At 30.6% G+C, this 12129-nt stretch carries 5 protein-coding genes; all 5 read left to right on the top strand.

All coding sequences use genetic code 4. The features are described from left to right. Positions 1 to 61: 61 nt before the first annotated feature. The 5 genes from A6V39_RS05245 to A6V39_RS05225 are packed head-to-tail and all read left to right on the top strand — an operon-like array spanning position 62 to position 12123. Positions 62 to 6208: an ABC transporter permease gene (locus tag A6V39_RS05245; RefSeq protein WP_222702670.1), complete on the top strand. Its 6147-nt coding sequence runs from the start codon at positions 62 to 64 to the stop codon at positions 6206 to 6208. Continuing rightward, complete coding sequence (locus tag A6V39_RS05240; RefSeq protein WP_187150619.1) at positions 6201 to 7031, top strand: ATP-binding cassette domain-containing protein; 831 nt, start codon at positions 6201 to 6203, stop codon at positions 7029 to 7031. Before A6V39_RS05245 ends, A6V39_RS05240 begins: the two co-directional genes overlap by 8 nt. Continuing rightward, the gene (locus A6V39_RS05235; RefSeq protein WP_187150618.1) at positions 7021 to 7926 is read left to right on the top strand and encodes an ATP-binding cassette domain-containing protein; all 906 of its coding nucleotides are present in this window, start codon (positions 7021 to 7023) and stop codon (positions 7924 to 7926) included. The genes A6V39_RS05240 and A6V39_RS05235 overlap by 11 nt, the downstream gene beginning before the upstream one ends. Then, on the top strand, positions 7910 to 9046 hold the full coding sequence (locus A6V39_RS05230; RefSeq protein ID WP_187150617.1) for an energy-coupling factor transporter transmembrane component T family protein: 1137 nt from the start codon (positions 7910 to 7912) through the stop codon (positions 9044 to 9046). Before A6V39_RS05235 ends, A6V39_RS05230 begins: the two co-directional genes overlap by 17 nt. Then, positions 9046 to 12123 carry a hypothetical protein gene (locus tag A6V39_RS05225; RefSeq protein ID WP_187150616.1) on the top strand — a complete coding sequence of 1026 codons (3078 nt, stop codon included), beginning with the start codon at positions 9046 to 9048 and terminating at the stop codon, positions 12121 to 12123. The genes A6V39_RS05230 and A6V39_RS05225 overlap by 1 nt, the downstream gene beginning before the upstream one ends. The last annotated feature ends 6 nt before the right edge of the window (positions 12124 to 12129 follow it).

The raw sequence follows: 12129 nt of genomic DNA, 5'->3' as shown, positions 1-12129 counted from the left end.
ATCCTCATCCTCATCCTCATCCTCATCCTCATCAAAACTTGAAAAAATACCAAAAAGCTTATTGACCATACCTATAGGCGATGCTTCAGATCCTAAAAATTATGGATATGCCAATGCCAATGCCAATCTAATATGTTGAACATCTGATACTTTTCTTCAAAACTATACTAAAGAAGTTTCCTTTTTAGATAGGAATAAAGCTTCTTTAATACTTACTGGTAATCCAAGAGAGGATGTATTTGAAGAAGCAGATCTTAAATCTGTAAATATTCTTGAAAATTGTGGATATGACAAAACAGCCCACAAACACACTAATAATTTCAACACATATTTCGCCAACCTAGTTGGTTACTTTAAAGAGATAATAAGTACAGACAAAGACAAAGGAAACCAAGATCAGAACGGACGTATTTTAACAGCAGAAGAAATTTATGAGGCGCACGAAAAAAAGGCGTTTAATCCTAAATATTTTTTCAGATCACATCAAAATGGAGGCCGAGATGAAAAAGCAATTTTTAGTTTTCGACAGTTGTTTGAAAAAGATTATTTTTTGGAATTCAATATTTCTTTCAAAAATAAAATTGGAGCTAAAGAAATAACAAATGATTTTCAAATTCTTATTGATAGTATTAGGGCAACTCCTCAATACTACAAATTAGACGAACAAACTAGACAAAGTATAGACATCTTTAGGAGATCTGACATTTTTAAACAGATACCTACAAAATTTTATGTTTCTTCTTTCAGTAAAGTAGTTGATGAATTTGAAGCTTGGATACCTATGGTACCAGGGCTTTCTTATTCAGAATCACTTATTTTACTTATTAAATTGATGCTATGAGATCATATTAAGGACGCTACTTACAGCAAGGATTGATGAAAAAATAAGCAAGAGCCAACAAAAGAATTAAAGGAACTTTTTGATGAAGCCAAAGCCAAAGCCAAAGATAACCTTAATAAATTAATTGATTCAAACATTAAAGACATTAAACAACATGATCCGTTTAAGTTTCCAACAGAATCATCCACTTCCCAAGAATTAGGGGATTATTTATTTAGTACTGTAAGAGGAACTGATTCAATAAGTACCTTAAAAAATACCGATCAAGCCTGACAAAAATTATCGGGTTGTGATACTAATTTTGAAAGCGGAACATTAGCAAGTGTTTGAAAGAGTATTATTAATAAATGAATAGATGGCGATTACAACAAAGATAATAAATGTACTATTTCTGCTTATTCAAAAGATTCAGCCCCAACTAATTTTAAGCCTCAACCAGATAGCTTTGATCTAGTTTACCAAAAGCTTAAAGAAGCCCTCCAACAGGCTATTAAGCAACATTTAATATTGATTGAAATTAATAACTTATCAATAGTTAAGAAATTCATTAACAACTACAACTTATTTACCCTATCTTTCTTACTTTACAACTTTAAATATGAATATCCTTCAACAATACTTGATGACAGAAAAACATCAATTAGATTAGCTTCCGCTCCTACTTACAGTATTCAAACACAAAGGGCTGAAGAACAAGACTGAAGCATTTCATCTCAATATCACAAATCAGTAGTAGTTACTAACCCAGCCAATATTTCTTCCAAACTTAATGACACTTCAAAAACGGGCCATTCTTTTAAAGTAATCACTAGAGAAGTCAAAGACGACTCCTCTTTGAACAGAATGAAAATCATTAGTGGTAATGATTTATTTACTTCTCCTCAAGACAATATTGAAGTAATTAAGAGAATTAATACATTACAGAGCCCAGACCCTAACAAGATGGTAGTCTCTCATATGTATGCAGATACTTTCAAACTCTTAGCAAGAGCTAAGTATTCAAAACCAGAATATTCACATCTATTTCAGCAAGTATATAGATACTACTCTACTAGTATTCCAGATACTTGAAAGAAAGGTATTTTTTTCTCATGAAATGAGATGCAAAAAATTGAAAAATATATTTGACAATTAATGGCTTATGCTAGAGAACTTAAGACAGAAGGATCTAGAGCTATTCTTGAATTTACTGACTATGAAATTATTAACTTTACTAAGACTTGAAGATTGCAACATAATACATATACATTCCAATCACTTGGATATATAGACCAATTCACTTCTGCTTTTGGTTTAGTATCTCCCGAGTACGCTAAGAAGAATAATATAGTTCCTATTACTCAAGAGGATTACGATAAATTTAAAGACTTAATTCAAGATGAATTCTTGACACAAGAAGATTGAGAGAAAGAATACCATGCATTTTTGATGAATCCCAAAAATGCTGACAGCATAGTAAATATTAATGGTAATAAGATAATTGTTGTTGGTACCGCTCTTTCTCCTGACTTCTTATTACCTACTCATACTTTCCTTAATTTAGTACCAAATACAGATAGAGAAGGATTAATATACATGGACAATTATGGCTATCAAAATATAGCCTACAATTGTCTTTCTTCTTGAAATGAATATTACTTAAGTCTTGCTTATCCTCAAGCAGTTAAAGATTATGGCTTAGAGGAAGACTACTATAGACAATTAAGAGAATATATCGATAAATTCTTAACACCAAGCACTGAAATTAAAGTAAGTTCAGATACTTTAGATTATGAATTAAAGAAAGTAAGTGATACACCTAGCACTCCTTCATTAGTTTATTTAAGAAGTAATTATGTAAATGGCTTTACTAATGCTGTAGATTTAGTATCCTACATCCTTTTAGGAATAGTAGGATCCATAATCTTCTTTACAGTATGAACTTTAATTAAGAAATATATTAACTCTAGCTTAAATACCTTTGGTATATTTGTAGCTAATGGTATTCCTAGAAAAGAAATAGTAACTACTTCCTTTAGCTTTATTTTCTTCCCTGCCGTAGTAGGAGTAACATTAGGATATTTTGGATCTCTAATATTCCAGCCAGCTATCTTTTCTTTACTCTCAAATATTTGATATTTAGATCCAATCTTTAATTCCTTTAACTTATCTAAATTTATTAACTATTTAATTACTATTGTTGGAGTACTTATTCCTATCTCATTTATTCCTTCATTCAAATTACTAAGGCCTAATGTCGGTAATTTGATGAAGACAAGTTCAATGTTTAGATCTAACGCCTTTATTGATTTTTTTAATAGATTATTAAGACAAACTTCTTCTGTATGGAAATTTAGATTCTCTGTAATTCTTAATACTATTAATAGAGGTCTAATATTAGTGGTTGCCTCCGTTTTCTTATTCCTATTTAGTAGTTTCTTATTTAATAATATGGGACAATTCTCTAGAGTAAGCCAATATGAATTAGCAAGCAAGAATTATGGTTTTGAGATGGATTTTCAGACTCCTTCTGAGCAGTCTGGACAATTCTTCTTAAGTTCTTACAAAAACTTAGGCAATACTTTTTTAAATAGAATACCTCAAGTTAAGAGAGTAATACAGAAGATAAATGGATCAAGCCCAACCGATCCTAAATTTGAAATTAAAGAAATAAAGATAAGTAAGGATAACCCAGAAGTTATTTCATCTGGAATAGTATCTCCATTTCACTACAATGACCTAGCTGAATTCTTAGAGAAGTGTCCAAATGAAGATATTGAAGCACTTTACAAAAAACTAGGTGTTATGGATTTAGATTTCCCAAGTAAGCTCATAACAGAGAACGCTTACAACGTTTATTTATTAAAGAGCACTTTAAAGAGCAAAAATAATGGAGCTTCAAATACTTGCGACTTATCTCAATACACAACAGAGGGATTTGCCATGAGAAATGTCAAACATCTTGATGGTCAGATATTTTCAAGTTCTACTAAAGAAGCCATTGAAGCCATAAAGGATTTACAACAAGAGAAAGAGAAAGTATTTAATCCAACAGACGATTCCGAGAACTTGAAAGATTTTCAGTTATCTGATTATGTTCCTGTTGAAGGCGAAATATGAAATAAGTCTACAAAACCAGACGAACAACAACAACAACAACAACAAATGCTTAAATATGACAATGAGCCTTTATTTAAACCACTAATAGATGCTTACAAAGATAAGAAGGATTTTCCAACTATTAGTAAGAATTCAAAACATTCTGGAATTTCTGGGGCGCCACAATCTTGAAATTTTCATGATGTTTTCAACGGAACCAATACAGTAAGACCAAGCTCTGGCAATGTAAAAAATGAAAATTCTAAAGTTGAAGGAGATTTTAGGACTTTCCAAGACAAAGATTCACAAAAAAATTATCACCCAACGCTTTCAAGATTATTTAGAGATCACTCTAACTACTGATTGTTTACACACAAAGATGTTGAGTTTGTTCAAAAAGACCCATTTTTCTTTAAGAACAAAGTAGTTGTTTCTTTACTGCTTAATCACGATTGAAACTTCAATTTATTTGGTAAATCAGTTCAAATTAATCCTTGAAAAGAATTCAGCGATTACTTTTCTAAATACTCTCCAGAAATGGTTGATGCCATGGATAAGAACTATTTAGATTTTGTAGAGGCAATAATTAAATCAAGATATGGAGAATTCTTTGTTAAGAGATTTATGACTAGACATAAGCAGTTAGGCAATAATGCTAAGGATGATATAGTTCCAGGAACTGTAATTAGTGGAAAAAAATCATGATCAGTAAAGCACTCAAAAATGAAGCCAACCTTTAGAGACAAAGTAATTGAAGGAACTTATTATTTAGATCCATCCAAACTAATTTACTTCTACGACAAATTACAAATGAGTTCAGATGAAACAGCTGATGCATCCAAACAAACCGAAGAAGAGCGAAAGCACCCCGATAGATTAATTATCTTTAGACCAGACTTTCTTTATTTATTCTATGCCTTGCTTAATGACCCAGAGTTCTTAACGCCAGAAATAGCGCCAGTTAAGATTGCTTTCCACCAAAACCTATATGCAGTTGATTATAGTAAACAGTATACAGAGGATTGACAAGTAACTGGAGATGTACAAGCCGATTCAAAATATGGACTTACGTCTTCATCTACAAGTCCTAATTATGAAGCTACTCCAAATGGGGATCAAACTTATACTTACCTTCAAGGTAGTTTGAATGATCTAAAAGGTCTTAAAGTATATGGACTTAAACAAGATTCAAGAGGTAGCTATATTAAATTAACTAGAGACGGCGAGAATATTAATAAGAAACTGTACTTAGAAAAAGAAGGAGATATATACCCAGTAATTATTAACCATTACACAGCAAAACGTTCTAATTTAAGTGTAGGATCTACATTTAAATTTAAAGTTCAAAACACCTATGATAGATTCACTAAACAAATGAATGATAATAAAGAGCTTAAAGAAGTAACCTTTAAAGTAGTAGATATATTTGATTCTTATTACCAAACAGCTCTATATACAAGTCAACAATATGCTAATGAAATACTAGGATTAGATTCTGATTATGGATACAATGGAATAATTACTAAGAAGTTTACTGATTCAAAAGCTTTACCTTTCCAATTTACAAAAGGTGTATCAGGCTTCTCTCCTTCAGGTATTTACACAAAAATTAATATCAATAAATCAGGAGATAAATTCTTAACTTTCTTAAAGAATAATGGTTTTGATAATGCTAAATTAAGAGATAGTAAGTTTGTACAACCTCAAAATTATGAAGCATTCAAGCTTAAATACAACTTACAAAAAGTAAGTAAACCAGAAGATTTAGCTAACCAATTAGAGAAAGTTTATGGTAAGGGATTTTCACTACAACCAGCCATCTCTAATGTTAATAATATGAGTGTCTTTAATGACTTTGTATTTAGTACTGTAAGTGATTTAGTATTATCAGTGATAAATCTATTTATGTCCATACTAGCTCCATTACTAGTATGTTCATTATTAGTGATTACTATTCTTATTATTGAAGACTTAAAAAATTTGTTAACTATACTAAACTTACTTGGATTCTCATATGTAGAGAATTCAATGACTATTCTTCTTTACTTAGGTTTAATATTTGGATTCTCTGTATTAATAGCAGTACCAGTAACACAAGCTCTATTAGCTATGTATGTTGATAAAGTATTTAATGCAGTATCTATATTCTTACCTATTTACTTAAGACCAGATTATGCTATAGCTTCTTGCTTTATGTTATTAGGTATGTTTGGTTTTTCATACTTTAGATCTATGAAAAAAATAAAATCTCTTTACTTACCAGTGGCTATGAAATCTTTAAATGAGTAGAGGACAATACTCTATTGAATTAATAGATTTAAATTTTGGCTATACAGAAGGTAAACCTATACTAAAGAATCTAAATTTAAAGCTACCCTTTAATAAATATATATGTATAGTAGGTCATAACGGCTCAGGAAAGAGCACTCTTTCTAAACTCCTGATAGGATTAGTTAGAGCTTGATCTGGCATTATTAAAGTCTCAGATATAGAGTTAAACGATGAGAATTACAAGAAAGTATTACATAAATTAGGACTAGTATTCCAAAATCCTGATAGTCAATTTGTAGGTTTAACGGCTGAGGATGATATAGCTTTTGGATTAGAGAATAGGAATATACCTAGATTATTAATTAAGAAAATAATAGATCATGTTAGTAAGTTCTTAAATATTGAACACTTATTAAAGCTTAATTCTTCTTTACTTTCGGGAGGAGAGAAACAAAAAGTAGCTATTGCTTCTACTTTAGCTCTTAATCCTGAAATAATTATTTTTGATGAATCTACTTCAATGTTAGATATGAATAGTAAGAAAGATTTACTTAATATTATGAGGAGTTTAGTTAGAGAACAAAAAAAAACAGTAATATCAATAACACATGATATGGAAGAATTATTAGTGGCAGATGAAATGGTATTAGTTAAAGCAGGAACTATATTAGCACAAGGCTCTCCAAAAGAATTATTAAAGGATCTAGAGCTTCTTAAATCCTCTAATTTAGACTTACCCTTTACACATTGCTTAGCCCAAGCACTTAGAGAAAAAGGATTAGATTTACCTGTATTTGAGGATGAAGATGATTTAATTAAGAAATTAACTAGTGTTCTTTAAGAAGTATTTAGGCGAATACAGGAGAGTTAAAGGATATAGATTAGATCCTTGAAATGCTTTTGAAGTAGAGAATGTATTTTATGAAAGTAATAATAAGACAATAGTACATCCCTTTAATTTCAAATTCAGAAGAAAAAAAGTATATGGCATTATAGGACCTGCCGGCTCGGGAAAGAGTACATTAGCCGCTCACTTTAATGGCTTAATTAAATCTCCCAAAGGTAATATCTATTATTTCAATGGAGAAAATATTTATTTTTTTAAAAAAACTATTCCTAATTTCAGAAAAATAAGACGCAGTATAGGAATGGTATTACAGAATCCTGAATATCAACTCTTTAAGTCTACAGTACTAGAGGATGTTTGTTGCGGATTAGAGATGCTTAGTATAGATACTGATAATCCAGAGGAGAAAGCTAAAGAGAAATTAAGAGAGTTAGGAATATCAGATGAATTCTTTGATCGTAATCCTTTTATGCTTTCAGGAGGCCAAAAAAAGAAAGTAGCTCTTGCTGGTATATTAGTAATAGACTCTGAAATAATTATTTTTGATGAACCTGTATTAGGTTTAGACCCCACTTCAGTACAAAAAATAGTAGAGATAATTAAAGATCTTAAAGAACAGAATAAGACAATAATAGTTATCTCTAATAATATTGATTTAATTCTGGAGCTTTCTGAAGAATTATTAGTAATGGATAGAGGCAGATTAATAATGAGCGGAAAACCCTATAGAATTTTTAGAGATAAAAGATTAAATCTTGGAACTCCTAAAATTATTGAGTTTATTGAAAAGTTAGTTAAATCTTCTGAAAAATTTGCAAAGATATGAAATTATGAGCCAAAAAACTACTATGAGTTATCTGATGCCATTCTAAATGTTCTTAGAAAATAGTTATGAACCTAAGGATACTCCTGTTCATAAATTAAATCCCTTAATAAAGTTCTTAGTATTCTTATCAATAATCTTTCTCTTATTCTTGAGGATTACTTTATTAACACAATTAGTACTTATTGGTTTTGTATGAGTAGTAGTAAAGTATAGTGATTCACAAGAATTTGTAACTAAGCAGGCTTTACCTGCTTATGGTTTCTTAATATGCTTTTTATTAACAGTAAACTTCTTTTTTATGAAGTCTCCAGGCTTTTGAACTAGTAATGTACTAAGTACTTATTACGATATCTTAGGCTCAAAAACTTATCAAAAATTAGAGGGAGATATAGTACACCATGGATGGTATTGGGGAGGCGAAATACTTGGAGGCGATAGTTCAGTAAAGCTAGGAGATACAGCTGCCTGTATAGAGAGAGAAATAGGATGAAACAAGATGCATGATTGTGGTAATCATGGAGCTATTAAGACAGCCCTTACTGCTGTAACTCAAAGTCCTAAATGAAGAATTATGCCAATCAATGTTGGAGGCCAAACTAAATATGTAGCTTTCTTACCTGCTTGATACACTGTTTCCTCTTTCCAAATAATGAACGCCTTTAGCTTAGCTAACAAAATAATCCTAGTAATTATTCTTTCTGCTATCTTTACTATGACTTCCCCCTTAACTTCCTTTACTTATGCTCTTGAAGATTTATTTAGACCTCTTTCAATACTTAGACTTCCCACAAAACTAATGGCATTAACTGTCTCAATTGCATTAAGATTTGTGCCCTCACTAATCACTGAATCTTTTAGAATAATAAGAGCACAAGCAAGTAGAGGTATAGATTATAAAAATGGAAGATTAACTGATAAAATCAATGCACTCAGGTCTCTATTTATCCCCATATTTGTAATTTCATTTATTAAATCAGATGAGCTTGCGGCAGCCATGACCGCAAGAGGCTATAGGCCTCAAGAAAATAGAACTTCCTTTAGAGCGTATAAAACAGAAAACTGGGAGCTTCTTGTAATGGGAGCTTGTATGTTCGTAATTACTATCCTTTACTATTTATTCTTTAATAAATATTATTTAAGTAGTTTTGGTAATGCAGAAATGCTTATTTCTATAGCTAGGTAATGCCAAAAACCTTTACCTCCTCGTTACGTAAAGAGCTTTATTTATATTCCTCTAAATACGTTTTCTTAATTGCAGAAAAAGAAGTAAAGGCATTAAGAATTAAGAAATCTGTAACTAATATTGGTGGTCATAAATATCAAATATTTGATTGTCCTTGAGCTGAGAAAAAACATTTATTAGTAAAGGTTGAATATGACTACGATGATCCAACAATAGAGTATGAAGGAAATGAGCCTACTACAGTAAGAATTAATGGTATTGAATGAGAATTAAGAGTTCCTTCTCCTAAAGCCTCAAAAGAAGCTACTGATAAAGAATTAAAGGTAGCACAGAAAGAACATGAATTATTCTTAGAGAGAGAAGAACAAAGATTTAGCGCTCTTAGTTCTGTCCAAACAACAGTTAAAGTTCCTCCTGCTCAAGAAAAAGAGATATTTGAACCTATTACTGCTCCTAAGAAGGACTTGGAAGTAGTAGAGATACAAACAAAAGACTTATCAGATATTCCTTCAGTTACTGAAAATGTGATTTCTTCTTCTAAAGAGTCTGTAGGAGAAGAGACATTAATATATGAAAATAATCCTAATGAAGCTATATTCCAAAGGCCTACGGATTATTCAAGAACTCCTACTTTTTGATTTACACTTAATAGTAGTTTTAAAGATACTGACCTTTTTTGATCTGACTTAAGGGAATATTGATTTACTAATGTCAAGGACTTAAATAAGAAATTAAAGATACTCTCTCCTCAAAAACCACCAGTTTTTACTAGGAAAGAAGAGTCTTTAAATCTTGAAGCTCTTCATGAAACTTTTGATGTAAAGATTAGTAAAAAAATAGAGACTTTGAGAGGAAGATTTGAAGAAAGTATTTCAAATCTAAAAAATTTAGAAGAAGAACTATTAGATAAAGGTTTAGTTCCTGTTGATGATCCTCAATATCAAAAGAAAGCCAAAGAAAAGAATGAATTAGAGAAAGCTCTTAATAGAGCCAAGAATACATTAGATAACTTTAGTTATAGGATTAAAGAGTTAGATGAGAAACATGGAGATATTAAACAAAGAGCTTATTTAGATATCCATGGTAGTGAAAGCTTAATAGCTAAGATTGATGAAGAAGTTACAGCTAAATTAATTGATTTAAATCTTGAAGTTAATTCTTTACATGACAAACATTTAGAGTTAGAGAGCACTTTAATTAGACATTTAACTAATTTAAATAATGCCAAGTTTGCTAAGGCAGAAATACAGTTTCTTGAACAACAAGAATTAATAGAACAACAGCAAGAAGAAACTAATGCTTTCTTCGATGCTATTCAAGCCTCTAAGCGTAAAGAGGCTTTGATGCATATAGGCGACTTACATGAAGCTTCAGCTAATGTTCAAGAACAAATAGAGGCAGAAAAAAGAAGAGCTCAAGAATATATTGATAACTTAAAGAGTATTCCACTTTATGACAATTACAAACAAACGTTAATTGATCATAAGCAAGATAGAGAGGACTTTAGGAGAAGAAAACTTGAATTTAATAGATATTTCTTCAAATTAAAGAATTTAGTTAATGAAAAAGAGAGGAAGTTTAATGATTTCTTTGATTGAATTAGGACTACTTTAAATGAATTTCAAAATGAAGTATCGCAAGCTTATTCAAGAAATGACATTCTTTTGCAAGAATGTGTTCAAATTTGATGAGATAGATGAAATAATGAAGCTTTACCAGTAATAGATAAGTTATTTACTAGACAAAGAGAAGTAGTTGAAGCTTTTTCTTCTATACCTAGCACATGTGTAGCCAAGATTTATTTGCAGGCTAAGAAACTCCTAGGACAAGCTAATAAGAGACAGAAAGAGTGAGAAAGAATATTTGGGGATATTCAAGAGGAATTTAAGAAGTTAGGTTATGAATTAGCCATTCCTAAGGCTTCTGAATTAGAGGGAAAATATATTAAGCAATTAGATACTTCAAAATTAAAGCTTTCTGAACATAGCCAAAGAGTTTTATTCATACCTAAAGAATCTTTTGCTTTATCTGGTGAAAAAGATAATTTAATTGGATTAGATCCTAAGACTCTAGATGATGATCAATTTGAAATTATTGACCAAGTATGATCTAAATTAACTCCTGAACAAAATGCATTACTAAAGAGCAGAAGAGATAGAGAAGAAGCTATAGAGAGAAAGAAGGGCGAAGAAGTTGCTCTTAAAGATTTAAAAGAAAACCAATTAGATGCCATTAGTAGTAAGTATGAAACACAATTTGAGCCTTTTGAACAATACACTAGAGCTTTAACTTATGAAGAAAGAAGAGAGAGATATAGAACAGTTGAGGATCAAGAGTTACAACTTTGAAAAGATGAAAACTTTACTATTTCCAATGCAGAAGGAGAATTTAAAGATACTTTATTTAATCTTTCCAGAAGGCTCTTTAAGAATAAGTCAGTAAGAGTAGTAAATTCAGAAATTGTATTTAGTGATGATGGTTTTGTAGAGGACGGATACACAGAAATATTCTCAGAAAAAGATTACTTTATTAAGGCTCCAGATACTTATGACTTTGATGATCCTACTTTTGCAGCAGATCCAAGACTTGAAGATACTGATATTCATCAAGAGCCAGATGAAGAACTACTTGATATTATGGCTAATATTGAATATCCAGAAGAAAAAGAACCCCCAAAAAGACCAAGAAATATACCTACTTTAGAAGAATTAGCTCAAATAAGCATAAAAAAATATCGAGAACAGAGAAAGAATTATGAAATAGATTCACTGAAAGAAAAGATGTCCATTCTTAATGAAGAAGTGGAACGTCTTTCTTCATTCCACGCAACACAAGAAGAGCATTTAGAGAAATTAGTTGAAGATAGAGTAGAGATATTTGATTCAATTCAAAAAGACTTAGAAGAAATTAAACTTTTCTTGAAAGGTAAAGAGGAAGAGATGGAAAAGATTTTTGTTAACTTAGAAAATGAATTAAATATTAGTTTTGCAGAAATTGATAAACATCTTTACAAAGAAGTAGAAGAAAAAACACCTTCAAAACCAACTACTTCATTCTTTGATAAATGATTTAAATAAAATTAA

The sequence above is a fragment of the Candidatus Mycoplasma haematobovis genome (genome assembly GCF_001645765.1).
Taxonomy (GTDB): domain Bacteria; phylum Bacillota_I; class Bacilli_A; order Mycoplasmatales; family Mycoplasmoidaceae; genus Eperythrozoon_B; species Eperythrozoon_B haematobovis.
The sequence above is the reverse complement of the archived record's forward strand: the minus strand, read 5'-3'. Positions and strand labels throughout refer to the sequence as shown.